Source organism: Vibrio viridaestus, assembly GCF_003856525.1.
GTDB lineage: Bacteria > Pseudomonadota > Gammaproteobacteria > Enterobacterales > Vibrionaceae > Vibrio > Vibrio viridaestus.
In genome coordinates, this window is record NZ_RJVQ01000003.1 from 606829 (window position 1) to 624200 (window position 17372).

14 protein-coding genes are annotated in these 17372 nt (G+C 42.4%); 5 read left to right on the plus strand and 9 right to left on the minus strand.

Going from position 1 to position 17372, the window contains the following annotated elements; all coding sequences use genetic code 11:
- The first annotated feature begins 65 nt into the window (after window positions 1-65).
- The gene (gene rimO, locus EES38_RS10330; protein WP_124937101.1) at window positions 66-1472 is read left to right on the plus strand and encodes a 30S ribosomal protein S12 methylthiotransferase RimO; all 1407 of its coding nucleotides are present in this window, start codon (window positions 66-68) and stop codon (window positions 1470-1472) included.
- A 59-nt stretch (window positions 1473-1531) separates the two neighbouring features.
- Here the strand turns inward: rimO and EES38_RS10335 are convergent, their stop codons facing one another.
- From EES38_RS10335 to EES38_RS10355, 5 genes are all read right to left on the minus strand, one after another.
- Window positions 1532-2080 carry a D-lyxose/D-mannose family sugar isomerase gene (locus tag EES38_RS10335; RefSeq protein WP_208020426.1) on the minus strand — a complete coding sequence of 183 codons (549 nt, stop codon included), beginning with the start codon at window positions 2078-2080 and terminating at the stop codon, window positions 1532-1534.
- Between the two features lie 57 nt (window positions 2081-2137).
- Window positions 2138-3628, minus strand: a complete 1491-nt coding sequence (gene xylB / locus EES38_RS10340) for a xylulokinase (RefSeq protein ID WP_124937102.1) — start codon at window positions 3626-3628, stop codon at window positions 2138-2140.
- Between the two features lie 90 nt (window positions 3629-3718).
- Window positions 3719-4693, minus strand: coding sequence for an ABC transporter permease (locus EES38_RS10345; RefSeq protein ID WP_243694177.1), 975 nt, complete (start codon window positions 4691-4693; stop codon window positions 3719-3721).
- Window positions 4694-4703: 10 nt separating this feature from the next.
- Window positions 4704-6197 carry a sugar ABC transporter ATP-binding protein gene (locus tag EES38_RS10350; protein WP_124937103.1) on the minus strand — a complete coding sequence of 498 codons (1494 nt, stop codon included), beginning with the start codon at window positions 6195-6197 and terminating at the stop codon, window positions 4704-4706.
- A 55-nt stretch (window positions 6198-6252) separates the two neighbouring features.
- Window positions 6253-7206, minus strand: a complete 954-nt coding sequence (locus tag EES38_RS10355) for a substrate-binding domain-containing protein (protein WP_124937104.1) — start codon at window positions 7204-7206, stop codon at window positions 6253-6255.
- A gap of 224 nt (window positions 7207-7430) precedes the next feature.
- On the opposite strand from EES38_RS10355, the gene EES38_RS10360 reads away from it, so the two are divergent.
- Entirely contained in the window at window positions 7431-8423 is a 993-nt protein-coding gene (locus EES38_RS10360) for a LacI family DNA-binding transcriptional regulator (protein WP_166434238.1), read from the plus strand.
- A gap of 84 nt (window positions 8424-8507) precedes the next feature.
- On the opposite strand, the gene EES38_RS10365 is transcribed toward EES38_RS10360, so the two are convergent.
- On the minus strand, window positions 8508-9038 hold the full coding sequence (locus EES38_RS10365) for a 3'-5' exonuclease (protein WP_124937106.1): 531 nt from the start codon (window positions 9036-9038) through the stop codon (window positions 8508-8510).
- A gap of 327 nt (window positions 9039-9365) precedes the next feature.
- On the opposite strand from EES38_RS10365, the gene EES38_RS10370 reads away from it, so the two are divergent.
- From EES38_RS10370 to EES38_RS10380, 3 genes are all read left to right on the plus strand, one after another.
- On the plus strand, window positions 9366-9998 hold the full coding sequence (locus EES38_RS10370; RefSeq protein WP_124937107.1) for a DUF2760 domain-containing protein: 633 nt from the start codon (window positions 9366-9368) through the stop codon (window positions 9996-9998).
- Complete coding sequence (locus EES38_RS10375) at window positions 9998-11857, plus strand: Hsp70 family protein (RefSeq protein WP_124937108.1); 1860 nt, start codon at window positions 9998-10000, stop codon at window positions 11855-11857. The genes EES38_RS10370 and EES38_RS10375 overlap by 1 nt, the downstream gene beginning before the upstream one ends.
- 75 nt (window positions 11858-11932) lie before the next feature.
- The gene (locus EES38_RS10380) at window positions 11933-14731 is read left to right on the plus strand and encodes an Hsp70 family protein (protein ID WP_124937109.1); all 2799 of its coding nucleotides are present in this window, start codon (window positions 11933-11935) and stop codon (window positions 14729-14731) included.
- Between the two features lie 70 nt (window positions 14732-14801).
- On the opposite strand, the gene EES38_RS10385 is transcribed toward EES38_RS10380, so the two are convergent.
- From EES38_RS10385 to queC, 3 genes are all read right to left on the minus strand, one after another.
- Entirely contained in the window at window positions 14802-15290 is a 489-nt protein-coding gene (locus EES38_RS10385; protein WP_124937110.1) for a YbaK/EbsC family protein, read from the minus strand.
- 63 nt (window positions 15291-15353) lie between these two features.
- Window positions 15354-16511 (minus strand): sensor domain-containing diguanylate cyclase, encoded by a 1158-nt coding sequence (locus EES38_RS10390; RefSeq protein ID WP_124937111.1) that lies wholly within the window; start codon window positions 16509-16511, stop codon window positions 15354-15356.
- 171 nt (window positions 16512-16682) lie between these two features.
- Window positions 16683-17366 (minus strand): 7-cyano-7-deazaguanine synthase QueC, encoded by a 684-nt coding sequence (gene queC, locus EES38_RS10395; RefSeq protein ID WP_124937112.1) that lies wholly within the window; start codon window positions 17364-17366, stop codon window positions 16683-16685.
- Window positions 17367-17372: the final 6 nt, after the last annotated feature.

Consider the following 17372-nt stretch of genomic DNA (forward strand, 5'->3'; position numbering starts at 1 on the left):
TCTTTCGGTATAATATTATTCGAAACGATTACCGTTCTAATAATAATTAGGTAGTACTCAGAGCAATGACAGTCCATACATATACACCAAACCAAACCACAACGCTGGACACCGCTAAGAAGACTATAGATGAGCAAAGTGCTTCTCTAAGTCCGGCTACTGGCAACAAAATCGGCTTTGTTTCTTTAGGCTGTCCTAAGAATTTGGTCGACTCAGAACGTATCCTCACTCAACTGCGTACCGAAGGTTATGATATCGTCAGCAGTTATCAAAACTCAGACCTGGTTATCGTTAATACTTGTGGCTTCATAGACAGTGCAGTTCAAGAATCGCTCGAAGCGATTGGAGAAGCCTTAAATGAGAATGGCAAAGTGATCGTAACGGGTTGTCTTGGCGCAAGAGAAGATGAAATTCGCGAAGTTTTTCCGAATGTACTTGGTATTACAGGACCTCATGCCTACACAAATGTATTGGAGCACGTTCACCAGTACGTACCAAAACCCTCACATGACCCATTCACTAGCCTAGTACCAGATCAAGGCGTAAAACTCACGCCAAAGCATTACGCCTATCTCAAAATATCGGAAGGATGCAACCATCGCTGTACGTTTTGTATTATCCCGTCAATGAGGGGAGACTTAGTCAGTCGCCCTATTGGTGATGTTTTGACTGAGGCTGAACGATTAAAAAATGCGGGCGTGAAAGAGCTGCTAGTTATCAGCCAAGATACGAGCGCTTATGGTGTGGATACAAAACATGCACTTGGTTTTTCCAATGGCATGCCTGTGCGTCAGAATCTCAAAGCACTGAGTGAAGAATTGGGTAAACTTGGCATCTGGGTTCGACTTCACTATGTCTATCCCTACCCACATGTTGACGATATCATTCCTCTGATGGCGGAAGGAAAAATTCTGCCCTATCTGGATATTCCGTTCCAACATGCCAGTCCGAGAATTCTTAAGCTGATGAAGCGCCCAGGTCAGGCAGAAAGAACATTAGATAAAATTAAAAAGTGGCGCGAAATTTGTCCGGACCTGGTTATTCGCTCTACTTTTATTGTCGGATTCCCTGGAGAGACTGAGGAAGATTTCCAATTATTACTCGACTGGCTCAAAGAGGCTCAACTGGATCGAGTTGGCTGTTTCAAATACTCTCCAGTTGATGGCGCGAAAGCAAACGAGTTGGATAATCCTGTTTCTGAAGAAATTAAACAAGAACGCTACGATCGTTTTATGGAAGTGCAACAGGCAATCAGTACTGCTCGCTTGCAGAAACGAATCGGCTCGACAATGAAAGTCCTTATTGATGAAATCGATGAAGAAGGCGCCATCGGAAGAACCTATGCTGACGCTCCCGAAATCGATGGGCTTGTTTATCTTAATGACGAACGCTCAGTTACCCCAGGTGACATTGTAACAGTCAAAGTCACACATTCAGACGAGTATGACTTATGGGCAGAACTCATTAAATAAAAGAGTAAACGAAGAGTCACACCCTTTTAGAAAGCCGGACCTTGTCCGGCTTTGTCGTATTATTGAATGAAGCTAAAACGATTTATATTCGGATCAGTGAATATATCGGACATATCATCAGAATGTGTCGAGAACTCAGACACGACAGCCCCCCCCTCATGAGCCTGAAACCAATGTTTCGTTTCTGGCTGCAACGTCAGTTGCTCCCCTTGTTTCAATACGACTTCTTTAAATACCGTGTAGTAATTAGAGCCAACATCGGGTGGAGTAACCGAAGGTGATTCAGTCTGCTTACCACTGATAAATACGCTTACAGTTCCGTAACGGCATCGAAATGTTTCTTCTTTACCTAACCCAGTAACCTTATTTGGGTGGCGATGCTCAGGGCAAGTCTGATGTGGTAGAAGTACAAGTTCTTTGGCACAACATCGCTCCGTGTTGAGATAGGTATGTACGGTTAAGCCTACTCGAGTAAAATCGTTTAAACCAAAATCTGACATTTCTAATTCAAGGACTTCCTTTTCTGAAAGAAAGATTCCCGACTCAGAAATAAGTGCGTTAATTCTGTCCCTATACATAAAATGACCTTTCACATTATTGGTATTCATTAAGGTGTTCATTAAATGGCTTTCTAGCCTTATTATTGTGTAGTTAGCTTACTATCATCAGAATGCATAAGTTTGTGACAAGCAGCGCCTATATGCCTGATAGGACTGCTCATAAAGCAAAACATTATTCGAAATGGGGCGTACCTCCGATTTTGGATCCAGTCCAACCCATATATCACACAGCTCATCAAGAGAAACAGGCGTGTCATTCGCATGATTGTAAGCCCACATAGCCTGTATTGCGCCACCTAATGCTGCCGCTTCATGTTCTAAAGGGCATATAACCGGCGTATTCATGATATCGGCTACCATCTGACGCCATTCCGCATTTTTTGCACCGCCACCAATAAGACGAATTTGCTCAGGTTCGATACCTTGTTCACGAAATAAATCCAGCCCATAGCGGATAGTAAACGTCGCCGCTTCTGTCGTTGCTCTAATTATATTGGCCTGACTTAAGTTGTCTGTTGTTAAGCCATGTAGCGATGCCGTGGCATTCGGCAGTGGTGGAATACGCTCACCACTAAAAAATGGTAAGAGTGTAATGCCATTGGCTCCGGGGCGGGTTTGTTGAAGCATTTGAGTAAAAGTATCTAACTCAATATCAAAAAGTGTACGCATAAGTGTCGTCGAGGCTGTGACGTTCATCGTACAAATCAAAGGGAGCCAACCATTAGAACTGGAACAAAAACTCGCAATCATACCATCATCACTTGCCATGGGTTTATCACTATAAGCATACAGTGTCCCTGACGTGCCTAGGCTCATCGTTACCGTCCCTGCTTTGATGTTCCCAGTACCGATAGCGCCCATCATGTTATCGCCGCCTCCAGATGCAATCATGACGTCGCTGCTTAACCCTAATAGCTGAGCAATCTCAGGTTTAATTTTTCCTATCATAGTTTCAGCTGAAATGAGCTGCGGTAAATGACTCTCAATGTCCAAGTTCGGTGCGACAACGGCAAACACATCCTCATCATATTGCCTATCATGGATGCTCATGTAGCCTGTACCAGAAGCGTCACCGAAATCTGTTTTAAATTCACCCGTCAGCCAATAATTGAGATAGTCGTGTGGAAGCATTATCTTATCAATTTTGGCATAAACATCCGGATGATTTCGATATAGCCAAAGAATTTTGGAGGCGGTATAACCCGTTTGCAGTTGAATACCGACTCTATCCATAAATGCTTTATGCCCGCCGAGTTTCTCAATAATCTCAGCATTTTCTTTACTAGACTCGGTATCACACCACAGTTTTGCGGGATATATCGGATTATCAAATTTATCCAACACCACCATACCATGCTGCTGTCCTGATATTCCGATTGCTTTTATTTCAGTGAGTTCGATACCCGATTCTTGCTTGGCATGTTTCAACGCCAACTTAAATGCGTCAATCCACCATTGAACATGTTGCTCTCGTCTTCCGCTATCGTTACTAATAATGTCGTGTTTACCATAGCCACTACCAAGAATAGTGTTGGTGCGGGAGTCACAAATCACGACTTTAGTACCTTGAGTACCACAATCTACGCCTAAAAACATAGTTTCCCCTAACGCGGGGTATCCCCGCGATGTTAACCAACAAAAGCACAAGCTTTTATATCATTATCATTATGATGAGACCGTCACCGACTATTTCGATTTAAAACTTTCCAGTATAACGGCGAGAATGATGATGACCCCTTTTACAACTTGTTGATGATAACCAGATATGTTCATCAAGTTCATTAGATTTGAAATGACGCAAAGGATTAACACACCAATAATGGTATTGATAACGTTACCTCTACCGCCAGCAAGACTCGCACCACCCACGACGACTGCAGCAATAGCGTCCAATTCAAATCCTAGGCCTAATACTGGAGATCCGACGCCCGTGCGAGTGGCAGCTATCACTCCGGCGATACCGCAAGCCATTCCGCTAATCGCGTAAACCGCAAATTTGAACCGTTCAACTCGAATCCCCGCGAAGCGCGTTGCCGTTTCATTGGAACCAATGGATATCACTAATCGGCCAAAAGACGTTTTCTTATAAACAAAATGAGCCAGGATACCAAAAGCCAAGAATACGTAGACGGGAAGCGGCACTCCCAAAAAGTACCCGGAGCCAAAATTGACAAAGGACATATCGTCAATAAACACTGGCTGCCCTTTAGAAACGATCATCGACAATCCGCGAGCCACAGTCATCATGGCCAAAGTAGCAATAAATGGGGCAATCTTAAAATACGCGACAAGTCCACCGCCAACACAACCCACTAATGTTGCAGTGATAACTCCGGTAAATATCGCCATCCAAAGACCGACTTCAGGAATCATCAAAGCGACGACGACAGAAACCAAAGCCATAATAGAGCCAACAGAAAGATCGATACCGCCAGTTAGAATAACGTAAAGCATGCCGAGGGAAATAAGTCCAAGAGGAACACTTTGTCTTAGGACGTTGGTAATATTATCAGCGCTGTAAAATTTATCAGAAAGTACAGCAGCAGCAATTAACATTACGATAAAAACAACGATAGTTGAGTTATCGGCAAGAAATAGGAGAGATTTTTTCCAGGACGGTGTCGTATCTTGCATCGTTTGAGCTTGAGTAATAGTAGTCATATTTATTTCCTCAATGTGAACGTTTTGGAATTGAAAGGTGCATGATATTTTCTTCTGTCATCTGGTCGCCGATGAGTTCCCCTGTCATCTGTCCTTCACTCATAGTGTAAGTCCGGTGACATAAGCCTATGATTTCAGGCAGTTCAGAAGAAATCACAATCATGGCGTAACCCATAGCAGTAAGATCTTGAATAACGTTATATATTTCCGCTTTTGCTCCTACATCAACTCCCCTCGTTGGTTCATCAAGAATCAAGACATCACAATTTGTATTAAGCCATTTAGCAATAACCACTTTCTGCTGGTTACCCCCACTTAAACCAGAAATGGGCTGTTCGATGGATCCGAGCTTAATATGCAGACTTCTTTTTAAGCGTTCGGATATACTGACTTCATCTGAGTGGTTAATGACACCAAATCTAGAGGATCCTTTTAGATTTGATAACGTGATATTTTCACGAATAGGACGACTTAAAATTGCACCTTGTTCTTTGCGACTTTCTGGAATCATTCCTATCCCCTGACGCATCGCATCCGCAGGATGTTTTATCTCAAGAGGCTGGCCGAATTTTTTAATGGTCCCGCTCGCCATTTTATCGATACCAAATAGGCAACGCGCTATTTCTGTTCGTCCTGATCCGACCAAGCCAGCTAATCCTACTATCTCGCCTTTTTTAACGTAAAGGTTTACATCCTTGAGGAAATTTTTGGTACTAAGATTTTCTATTTCTAATACAACCTGGTCAGTCGGTTCACTTTTTTCAGGGAAAAGACCGCCGAATTCACGTCCAACCATGTTGGTTATAATATCGTTCTCTGTACATGTCGCTGGATCAAGATCCGTGATTGTTTCTCCATCCTTAATTACGGTAATCGCATCGCACAAACGAAATATCTCTTCCAAACGGTGTGATATATAAATGATTGAGACACCCTTATCGCGAAATTCACGTAATTTGGTAAAAAGAATATCGATTTCTCTGTCAGACAAAACGGCGGTAGGTTCGTCAAGAATTAGAACGTTTACATTTCTCGATAAGCATTTGGCTATCTCGACCATTTGCTGATACGCAACACTTAGGCGGCCAACTTTTTCTCTGGGATCAATATCAAAGCCCAGTTGGTCCAACGCTTCTTTTGCTTTTTCATTCAGTTTCTTTTCGCTGATAAAGGCTGACCCAAAGCCTAGATCATTAAGAAAAATATTCTCCGCAACGGTGAGATCGGGTGAAAGAGCGAGTTCTTGATGTATGATACCAACCCCACCGGCTTGGCTTTCTTTAGGGTTAGTGAAATTCACAACCTTGTCATTTACTAATATTTCTCCCGCATCTTTGTGATAAATACCAGAGATCACTTTCATTAAAGTCGATTTTCCTGCTCCATTTTCGCCAACGAGAGCATGAATTGATGCTTTCTTTACTTTCAAATCGACATGTTTGAGCGCGTGTACGCCACCAAAACTCTTTTTGATCCCTTTCATGCATACTGCTAGTTCAGACATGATATACCTCACTGAATAATGCTCTCCGCTTTATAGCGGAGAGCGATATGTTGGTTTAGTAAAGAGATTTCGGATCGTAAACAGTTTTTGCGTTATCTTTGGTAATCAAAATTGGATCAATGTAGACATAGTCTGGGTAATCTTTCTGCCCATTATTGTAGTTACCCACAATATCCAGCACGGTCTTTGTTAGCGCATTAGGATTGTTTGATGCTGTTGCCTGTAACTCGCCACGCATTACAGCTTCTATCCCTTTTTTATATCCGTCGTGAGCGTAAACTTTTACCTGATCGAGTTTGTTCGCAGCTCTCAGCGCGCGAATAGCGCCAAGCGCCATATCATCCATTTCCGAATAGATGCAGTTCATATCTTCATTAGCCACAATTAAATCTTCCATGGCTTTTAGGCCACCTTGTTGGTCCCAGTTACCCCACCCTTGGCTTAAAACAGTTAGGTTGGTATGGTTGTATTTTCTCAGTTCCGCTTCCATTACCCCTCTGACGAAGTTAGTTCGACGCGCCTCACCAACCAGATTGCCCTGATTTCCCGAGATAATGACGCATTTCATAGGTTTATCACCGAACTGATCGACAGCATATTCGCCAATTTTTATGTTATTGACGGCATTGTTTGCCTGAACGCGTGTCACTACTGGTGCATCCAACGAAATATCGCTATCTAAAATGAATGTTGGTACACCTCTTTTTTTCGCCATTTCAGCAATACGGATACCAGCGGCAGGATCCTGTGGATTGAGTATTAGATAATCAATCCCTTGAGATAGCATATCTTCAACGTCAGAGATTTGTTTCGCCATGTCACCTCGAGCATCGGTTTCAATCAGATCAAACCCTTTTTCTTTTGCGTGGATTTTCATGTATTCAGTCAAGCCATTAAAAAATGCCCCGTTAAGAGTACGATTTGAGAAACCAACCTTTAATGCATCATCAGCAAATGTAGGGGCTGATACTGCGAGTCCTATTAATGTGGTAAGTAATAGTTTTTTCATGAGTTACCTCTTGTTTGTAGGGTTTTGTTGTTATAAATGTTATCGTTACCATTGTTTTATGTTAGAAGAATATATACCTAGCACGTATTTTTATGTGATCATTCTCTCGTGAGAGTTAAAATCCGATATTTTTGTGTTTTATTGTGTCTTTTATCACACAAAACATGGTATAAACTCTAAATATCTATGACAAATTGTCATTAATTCATATGGGATATATCATCATGGCGAAGAAACGCGTTACGTTATCTGATGTGGCAGAACAGACCAATTTAAGTGCGATTACAATATCCCGTGCATTTTCCGACCCTGAAAAGGTAAAACCTGATACGCTGGCATTAATTCAGGAAGTCGCAAATAGACTTGGTTATTCTCCCAATCGGGCAGCACGCGCATTAAAAAGTAATCACACCAAAACGATAGGTATCGTTAACCCAAATATGAGTAATCCATTTTTCGGTGAGATCACTCGTGAGATGGTGATGAGATGCCAAAAGCAAGGGTACGATGCACTAATATTTGATTCTTACGAATTGGAAGAGTTTGAAAATAAAGCCATTCATAATCTAATTGGATACTCTGTCGATGGCATCATTATTTCTACCATCTCAGCAGATCTTGGCTACAACCCGAAATACATCCCAGAACTTGAAGACAATGGCATTCCATTTGTTCTTCTGGACCGCGAATTAGAAGGTGGATACACGGGCATTTATATTGATAACATGGATAGTGGTTATCAGCTGGGTCAGTATATCGCTCACAAACATGCGAAGAGTGAAAAAATAGACATTATCGGCGCTTCTGAAATATCAAAGGTATCCAACAACCGAATTGCAGGCTTTCGTGCAGCCCTTTACAACCATAGTATTACTATTCATCACGCTGACTTTAATATGAACTTAGCATACGAGAAAACACTCTCCTTGCTTAGAGAAAATAAGAGTGGCCGTATTTTGGTAGGTTTGAATAACCAGATTACTCTTGGCATCATTAGAGCGATTATTGAGTCAGGATTAAGACCGCAAGTTGATGTTCAGGTCTACAGTATTGATGAAATTCCATACTCTGAAGTCTACGGACTATCCATCCCGTGTATTACGCACAACTTAAAAGAAATCGCATTCCAAGCGGTGAATTCAATTATTCGGCTTATTAATGGTGAACAGCTTAATGACAATAAAGTGGTTATTCGAGGTAGTCTGAAGGCGAACTAATATTAATGTTACTTACCATAAAAAATGGTATATCAATCATTTAATTATGGTAAATAACATACAAAATATTAGTGAGACATGAATTTAAAGCATGGTCAATGCGAGCTTGGCCAGATTATACGCATCGACATATCCTGAATGTTGTCTGCCTTCCCATTCAATATTGATGCTTTCTTGTGCTTGTTTATGGCCAATACGTTTATCTTTAAGTCGATGTTGGATACGGAATAGAGTCGATAGATTGATAAATTCAACGAAAGGGAAACGAATGTTTTTTTCAGCACATTCTTTGCGTAGAATTAGATCATCTCTCCCCCAAGCAGCATATATTTTATTGGTGCCACCAAAGTTCTTTATCATACTTTGAATAACTTCATCCAACGGGCGGCCCTGCTTCTCTATCTTGCGCGGTGTAATACCCGTCAGTTCAACGCAAAATTTAGATACCTGATCATGTTCAGGAGTAACATAGTATTGTGCTCGCTTTACTATTTTTTGTTGCACTAGGTCGATTTCAGCAAGTCCAATTTCAATAATTTCACCTGTGGTACCGACGCCACCTTCGTTCCAACAACACATTTCCAAATCGAAACAGACCACTCGGTTATGGTTCATGAGTCTTAGCACCTTAAGATATTCAGTAAAATTACAAAGCCGCTAATCATAACTGATCGGGAGTAAAAATCGAATCCTAAAGGGAGTTTCAACAGTGTTATCATGTGAAATTGTCATCTGAACGCAAAACCTTATGCAAAAATGTATAAAAGATAATCTATTGATCCGTTTATCCGAAATTTAAGCCTTCTCAGAGTCTTTGTTTTAGTTGACTTGTGTTAGTATTCTCACAATTTAGTTAATGTTTATTCTACGTACTGCATAGGATAATCCCTGTGTAGCTGTTAATCGCAACGCGGTCTAACGCCTACTTATAGAGATCTCATTATGAATTTCGATTTACAACTCATTCCAACCACATTTGACATGTTGCATGCGGGTCTTGCTGCAACAAGCGTCGTTTTACTAGTAGTTGCCATTGCGAAAAAAGGCAAAACAACTGAAAAAGTCATTGAAAAGCCGATTGAGAAAATCGTTGAAGTTGAAGTGCCTGTAGAAAAAATTGTCGAAGTCGAGAAAGTCGTCGAAGTCGAAAAAGTCGTCGAGAAAGTCGTCGAAGTTGAATCCAATGTCTCTTCTGCCCCAACAGATTCTGCATTACAACTCTTATCCATCTTGCAAAAAGAAGCACGTTTAGTCGACTTTTTCCATGAGGACGTCACTGCATTTTCTGACGAAGAAGTTGGCGCAGCTGCTCGTGTTATTCACTCTGGTGGTGCGAAGGTCTTAAAAGACTACATTACTTTAACGCCTATCGTTCAGCAGGATGAAGAAACCAGCTTTACGGTACCAGAAGGCTTTAACTCTCAAGAGATAAGACTGAGTGGTAACGTCATCGGCTCTGCCCCATTTACTGGAACGTTAATTCACAAAGGATGGAAAGCAGCGGACATCCAATTGCCAAAAACAGCAAAAGAGTTCGATTCAAGCATTATCGCACCTGCTGAGGTAGAGCTTTAATGGAGAATCAAGCACGTTATAGCATAGGCATCGACTTGGGCACGACACACTGTGTTATGTCATATGTTGATACACAAGATGAATCGACAAAAGTACAAGTCTTTCCGATAGCTCAAATGACAGCGCCGGGAACAATTGAACGTCTTGCACAACTCGGTTCTTTTGTTTACCAACCCCATGAACATGAGATGAGCAGCTCTTCACGCACTCTCCCATGGACAGCTGAGCCTAAAGCACTTGTAGGTGCAATAGCTCGAAATCTAGGTAGTAAAACACCAATTCGCTTGGTTAGCAGTGCAAAATCCTGGCTATGCCATGGCGGTATAAACCGAAGAGAAGCCTTCCTTCCAGCAGGTAGCCCTGAAGAGATCGAAAAAATATCCCCCTTACGGGCAACTGAACTTTATCTGGCACATCTCTGTGACGCATGGAATCATCAGTTTTCTCAATTTCCTATTCAGGAACAAGATGTTACTGTGACCATTCCGGCATCATTTGACCCAGCAGCTCGTGAATTAACAGCTGAAGCCGCAAGAAATATCGGTTTAACACAGCTAACGTTGCTAGAAGAGCCGCAGGCAGCTCTGTATAGCTGGATAGACCAAAATCAGGAAACATGGCGTGATACTCTTGAGGTCGGTGATACTGTACTTGTGGTTGATATCGGTGGTGGTACTACAGACTTATCATTGGTTGAAGTATCAGAAAATGATGGTAATTTGGCTCTCGAACGTATTGCCGTTGGGGAACATATTCTTCTCGGTGGCGATAATATGGATTTGGCACTCGCCTATCGTTTGAAGATGAAATTATCTCAGGAAGGCAAAGAACTACAAAACTGGCAAATTCAGGCAATGACTCACGCGTGCCGTGATGCAAAAGAAAAACTGCTTACTACTAATGATGTTATTTCGGTTCCGGTTGTTGTACCAAGCCGTGGTTCTAAGCTGCTTGGAGCGACACTCAAGGCAGAATTAACCAAAGACGATGTTTTGCAGACTTTAGTTGAAGGCTTCTTTCCACAGATTCCTGTCGAAGAACAACCAATTCAACGGACTCGCGGTGCATTGACCCAAATCGGTCTTCCTTACGCTCAAGATCCTGCAATCACTAAGCACATCGCAGCGTTCTTATGTAAGCATGGAAATAGCGCAGAACAAGATTCAATGCCCTTTGGCGGCATTCCAGGCATGAGTCAATCTCCAGACTTCATAAAGCCAACCGCGCTGCTTCTAAATGGTGGTGTTCTTAAATCCGACGTACTGACAAAAAGGCTGGTTGATACGATAAACCATTGGCTGACCACAGCAGGCTCATCACCAGTCAAGATGCTACAGGGTAACGATTTGGATTTGGCTGTTGCAGAGGGTGCGTCTTACTACGGTAATATCCGTCATGGTAACGGCGTCCGAATCCGAGGTGGTCTAGCAAGTTCCTACTATGTTGGGATCGAAAGTGCTCTTCCTGCTATACCAGGTTTTGCCCCACCCGTTGAAGCAATTTGTGTTGCCCCGTTTGGTATGGAAGAAGGCACCTCAGTAAATATTGACGCTCAGGAATTTGGTTTGGTCATTGGCCAACCTGTACATTTTCAGTTCTTTGGTTCAACCGTTCGTAAAGAAGATGGAGCGGGTGTTCGTCTGGAACAATGGGCCGATAGTGAGCTTCAGGAGCTACCAGAGATTCAAGTAACGTTGACAGCGGAGTCTGGTCGTCAAGTAGGCGAAGTGGTTCCAGTGACGCTTTCGAGCAAAGTAACTGAAATAGGCACATTATACTTGGAAGCTGTCGCAACAGATAACGGACAAAAATGGCATGTCGAATTTGATGTACGCGAGCCATCTTCCGATACTATTTAGTTATTTATCTAACGGCACCTCAAGGTGCCGTTTATTTTTTGATTCATTACAAACCAAATCACGTTGAGGTTGAATATGGCTAAGCCACGCTATCTGGTCGGCATTGATTTGGGTACAACCAATACCGTTGTTTCCTACTGCGAGAACAGTAAAGAATTAACCGCTGAGCCAATAAAGCTATTTGAAATAGACCAACTGATTGGTCCGGGTGAAATAGCACGTAGAGCCCTGCTTCCCTCCTTTCGCTACCACCCTGCGGTAGGACAGGTTTCTGACAAAGATCTTCTTCTGCCATGGCAGCATAATCCTGTCGAAGGTGATATAGAAAGAGTCATTATTGGCGAATGGGCCAGAGAGCTCGGTGTACAAGTTGAAGGCCGACAAGTTTCCAGCGCCAAAAGTTGGCTTTCACATTCTCAAGTTGATCGCGAAGATGATATCCTCCCATGGGCTGCGAACGACGATACACCAAAAGTATCGCCTGTAGTGGCTAGCGCAAGCTACCTGAACCACATTCGACATGCTTGGAACCATCGAAACCCTCTCAATAAGTTGGAAGATCAAGAGGTGGCGGTTACCGTACCAGCGTCATTTGATGAAACGGCAAGAAAACTAACTATAAAGGCTGCTCGCCTTGCTGGTTTGGAGCATGTTTATCTTCTCGAGGAACCGCAAGCTGTCTGTTACGATTGGTACACTCGTAACCTATCTCAAGTACAAGAAAAACTCGCTAATATCCCTTTATTACTGATTGCTGATGTGGGTGGCGGTACGACTGACCTGAGTTTGATAAAAATCTCCAGTAACTCTACTGGCCTAGTATTAGACCGTATTGGTGTTGGTGATCATCTCATGCTGGGCGGTGATAACATTGATCTCGCTCTTGCTCATCTTATCGAACAACGTCTTAGCGGAAATCAAAGGCTGAGCGCCGCTAAGTTAACCAAGTTAGTCCAACAAACTCGAAAAGCGAAAGAATCTTTACTCGCCCCCAATGCTCCAGAATCAGCGAAAATTACAATGCTAGGCTCTGGCTCACGTTTAATTGGAGGCAGTAAGAGCATTCCGCTGTCGAAGCAAGAAACACATTCAATGGTGTTTGATGGCTTTTTCCCCATAACCGAACTATCAGATTTACCGATGAATAAACGCAGCGCTGTTGTTGAGTTTGGTTTGCCCTATGTTTCCGATGCAGCCGTCAGCAAACATATTGCTGCTTTCTTACAACAGCATAGCGAAATATCTAAGCGCGCACTTGGTGAACAAAATCAGGGAGTACCTGTTGCTTTACTCCTCAATGGTGGTGTTTTTAATAGTGAGCTCGTTCGTGAGCGGATGCAATCGATAATGAATCATTGGTCTGAACAACCTGTGACTCTTCTTGATAACCCGCATCCCGACTGGGCAGTTGCTTTGGGAGCTGTTGCTTATTTAAAAGCTAGACGTGGAGCGCAGTTAAAAATCGGCGGTGGATCTGCCCGTTCTTACTTCTTGCATCTGCAGGAAAACAAAAAAAACAAAGCATTGTGTTTATTGGCTAAAGGATCAGAAGAGGGTCAGGAGGTCAGGCTAACAAGTCGTCGCTTTGCATTGACGTTGGATGAACCCGTTCGTTTTAATCTTCTATCGACCACGGCAGACCAACTCAATCACAACGAAGATATCATAAATGGTCTGTTAACGAACGTCGATACGGATAACTTAAAACCCCTACCGCCTTACATTACTGCATTAGCAAGTGATGCTGATCTTAACGTGGGTTCAACTCAGAAAAACAGGATCGAGGTTTATTTAGCGTCGCAACTGACCCCTGTAGGAACTTTGCAACTCGAATGCGTGAGTACCGAAGATTCGGATAAACGCTGGATGCTTGAATTTGAGGTGAGAAAAACGCAATCAGACGAAGAAGCGAGTGTGTCTAAACTACCAACACGCTTTCACGACGCAGCCGAGCAAGTCTCTAAATTGTACAGCGGTAACAAACAAAGTGCCGACGATTATTCAATTAAGACTTTGAACAAAGACTTGGAAAAGATGTTGGGGAATAAAGAGGAGTGGGATCTTAATACTTCTCGGAGTTTGTTTGACGTTTTTATCCAAGGAAGAAAGCGTCGCCGACGCTCAGAACTGCACGAACGCAGTTGGTTAAGAACAGCAGGCTTTTGCTTACGTCCTGGATTTGGCGATGCAACAGACCCGTGGCGGATCGATCAAGTTTGGCAACTCTATCCTCAGCGGGTTCAATTTCAAACAAACCAAACCTGGAACGATTGGTGGACGTTCTGGCGGCGCATCGCTGGTGGACTAAACCAAGAACAACAGGAAACCATACTGGCAGATATAGCAAAGTATCTCCATCCAGGTGCCACTAAGAATGGCAAACTCACCGATGATGCTAAGCTAAAAGGTTACGAATCAATGGTTAGATTGTCAGCTTCTTTAGAACACCTTGAAGCCGAAGATAAAGTTTTACTGGCTACTTGGTTTATGAACAAAGCTCTTCGACATTCAACCTTCACGCAGCCACATTGGTGGGCGGTGGGACGACTATGCAGCCGTTCACCATTATACGGTAGCTTGCATAAATTAGTTCCTAAAGAGCAGATCGAACAATGGTTACCTAAGATCTTAGATGTGGATTGGAACTCAGAACAAATGGCCGCATTTGCCTGCGTAATGGTGAGTAGAAAAACTGGCGACCGAACCCGAGATATCTCAGATGCAAGTCGAGATAAGGTTCTTGCCAAACTAACCAGTTCAAAAGTGCCTGAATCATGGATAACACTGGTGACCGAGGTGGTTGAACTTGACGCTAATGATTCGAAAAAGGCGTATGGAGAAAGCCTACCAAATGGACTGATGCTTTTGAAATAGTGTTATTTTTTGACAGATACCACCTACGAATGGGTGGTATCTTAATTTAATGTCGGTGTGATAACTAAAATTAACCCTTCGCTAATTCGACCCACTGCCCTTCAGTAAGTGCATCTAAATCACTTGGTTTTAACGCAAACATCGAATTAGGTGTGCCAGCTGCTGCCCAAATTTCATCATGAGCCTTGAGATCAGGGTCTAACACCGTAAACAGTTTCGTCTTGTGTGCAACCGGAGGCACGCCACCTATCGCGTAACCAACATGCTCTCTCACGTAGTCGGCATCTGGTTTACTCAACTTTACGCCTAGTGCCTTTTCAACCTTTCGTACGTCAACCATATTGGAACCGCTTGCCACAATCAGAACGGGCTCTTCCGACTTTTTGTTTTTAAAGATAAGAGATTTTGCAATTTGACCGATACTGCAACCGATTGATTCAGCAGCCTCTGCTGCAGTTCGAGTTGAAGATGTTAATTGTTTAACCTGAAATGCTTGCCCATGTTGTGCCAGAAAGTCCTGAACCTTTTGGGCTGACGATTTAAGTTCGCCTGATGACATACCTTTTCCTTAACCGTTTCATCAATGAACTTCAAATTATCAGCCTTACAAGCTAGCGTCTAGCTATTTGACGCAGTTACGCCCCATATCCTTGCCTTCATAAAGAGCTCTATCTGCCGCTCTCATTAGCTGTTTACTCTCTGAGAAACCCTGCTCGGTTGATGCGACTCCGATTGTAACAGTAATATTAATCTTACTTCCCCGGTAATCTATTGTCTTTTCAGCTATTAACATACGCAGTTTTTCCGCAATACTGAGAGCTGCTTTATAATCTGTTTCACTCAATATAAGACTGAATTCTTCACCGCCAACCCGTGCAAAACAATCTGTCTTCCGTATATTGTTCAACACGAGTTTTACAATCGATTGTAAAACGTTATCACCAGCATCATGCCCATATTGATCATTAATACTCTTAAAATAATCAAAGTCTAAGGTGAGTAAACTGAGGTGTTTATTAGTTTCTAGCCGACATTGCTTTAACTCATCATCAAGACGCTCGATAAAATAGCGCCGATTATAAGCCGACGTTAATGGATCTACCGTGGATTCTTTAATCAGTTTAAGCTCTAGCGATTTTTTTTCTGAAATGTCGATGAAAAAGCCGTCCCACCATGACGCATCAAATGTATCAACAGTTGGTAACGCATGTCCGTACACCCATTTGATTTGGTTTTGGATCTGGATGCGGAAATCGCATTGCCACTCAGAGCCAGACGTTATTGCTTTTTCCATACTTGCCTTAACACGTTCGATATCATCTTCGTGTATCACGCTGATAATTTGCTTTGTTAGCTGCCTTTTAAGTACCTTTTTAATACAAAAGAACTCACTAGCCTGAGGAGAAACAAAGGTAAAAGTCCCCCGATGATCTTTATCAACCTTATAGCGGAAGACAACAGCAGGTATAGAATGGATCAGCGAAAACAGTTGATCACATAAAAAGCGTCCTATGTATATGGGCTCATCTGTCTGTAGGTGATGGGTTTTTCTAATTTCGCCGATTAAGGTTTGATTTTTTGCTTTTAGCGTCACGTCAATATGATTGCGTGTCTGCATGATTGCAGGCAATTGATCGGATTTGAACTTTACGGACTCATCATCAATGAAGCAGATATCTTTTAAAAATGAACTCAGATGTGTTCTTCCCTGGTTATCTCCCGAAGCAGATATAGCAAGGCCTTCCGCATCAAATAAAATTACGAGTTCACCGTCTCTCATTATGACATTCACTCCACTTATGAATTAAAGTATTAATTCTTTTGTTAGTATACTGCAACTTCGACGGAAAAATGTGCCCCATCGATAAGAATTAGAGAAACACAAGTGTACAGAAGGCAATGATGGTTAAGTCATTGCCATGCAAATTATTGATGAGCTAAATGTCTGATATTATTGCTTTGAAAGGAAAGATTTTAAGTAGGTTTCTTTATCTGCCAGATATTGTTCTAATCCTGCTCGACGAAGGTCACATGAAGGACATTCTCCGCAACCATCACCAGGAATTCCGTTGTAACAAGTTAATGTTTTTTCTCGCACTAGATTCAAAGCGCCATAGTGATCAGCCATAGCCCATGTCTCAGCTTTGTTAAGCCACATAAGTGGTGTCACTATATCAAAAGTTCGATCCATACCTAAAACAAGAGCATTGTTGATGGCTTTAACAAACTCATCACGACAATCAGGATAACCAGAAAAATCCGTCTCACAAACTCCCGTAATGACAGACTCTGCCCCTATTTGATAGGCATAAATACCAGCCAAGGTAAGAAACAGGATATTACGGCCAGGAACAAACGAATTGGGTAATCCATTGTCCTGAAGCTCATGAGATACTGGAATCTCTGCCCGCGTTAATGAACTGATAGCGAGCTCATTTAACAGCGATACATCCATCACCTTATGTGCTGCTACTCCAAGTTCTTTTGCGAGATTTTGAGCGATTTCGACTTCAAGTTTATGACGTTGTCCATAATCAAATGTTATCGCATGTACCTCATCATATTCGCGTAAAGCTTTAACCAGACACGTGGTTGAATCCTGACCACCACTAAATACGACGACTGCTTTCTTCATATCTAC

Bases quoted from the DNA above. Each gene is read 5' to 3' on its own strand.
- rimO (WP_124937101.1), top strand. From the start codon at position 66: ATGACAGTCCATACATATACACCAAACCAAACCACAACGCTGGACACC.
- EES38_RS10375 (WP_124937108.1), top strand. From the start codon at position 9,998: ATGGAGAATCAAGCACGTTATAGCATAGGCATCGACTTGGGCACGACA.
- EES38_RS10335 (WP_208020426.1), bottom strand. From the start codon at position 2,080: ATGAATACCAATAATGTGAAAGGTCATTTTATGTATAGGGACAGAATT.
- EES38_RS10365 (WP_124937106.1), bottom strand. From the start codon at position 9,038: ATGAACCATAACCGAGTGGTCTGTTTCGATTTGGAAATGTGTTGTTGG.
- EES38_RS10350 (WP_124937103.1), bottom strand. From the start codon at position 6,197: ATGTCTGAACTAGCAGTATGCATGAAAGGGATCAAAAAGAGTTTTGGT.
- EES38_RS10370 (WP_124937107.1), top strand. From the start codon at position 9,366: ATGAATTTCGATTTACAACTCATTCCAACCACATTTGACATGTTGCAT.
- EES38_RS10390 (WP_124937111.1), bottom strand. From the start codon at position 16,511: ATGAGAGACGGTGAACTCGTAATTTTATTTGATGCGGAAGGCCTTGCT.
- EES38_RS10345 (WP_243694177.1), bottom strand. From the start codon at position 4,693: ATGACTACTATTACTCAAGCTCAAACGATGCAAGATACGACACCGTCC.
- EES38_RS10355 (WP_124937104.1), bottom strand. From the start codon at position 7,206: ATGAAAAAACTATTACTTACCACATTAATAGGACTCGCAGTATCAGCC.
- EES38_RS10360 (WP_166434238.1), top strand. From the start codon at position 7,431: ATGGCGAAGAAACGCGTTACGTTATCTGATGTGGCAGAACAGACCAAT.
- queC (WP_124937112.1), bottom strand. From the start codon at position 17,366: ATGAAGAAAGCAGTCGTCGTATTTAGTGGTGGTCAGGATTCAACCACG.
- EES38_RS10380 (WP_124937109.1), top strand. From the start codon at position 11,933: ATGGCTAAGCCACGCTATCTGGTCGGCATTGATTTGGGTACAACCAAT.
- EES38_RS10385 (WP_124937110.1), bottom strand. From the start codon at position 15,290: ATGTCATCAGGCGAACTTAAATCGTCAGCCCAAAAGGTTCAGGACTTT.
- xylB (WP_124937102.1), bottom strand. From the start codon at position 3,628: ATGTTTTTAGGCGTAGATTGTGGTACTCAAGGTACTAAAGTCGTGATT.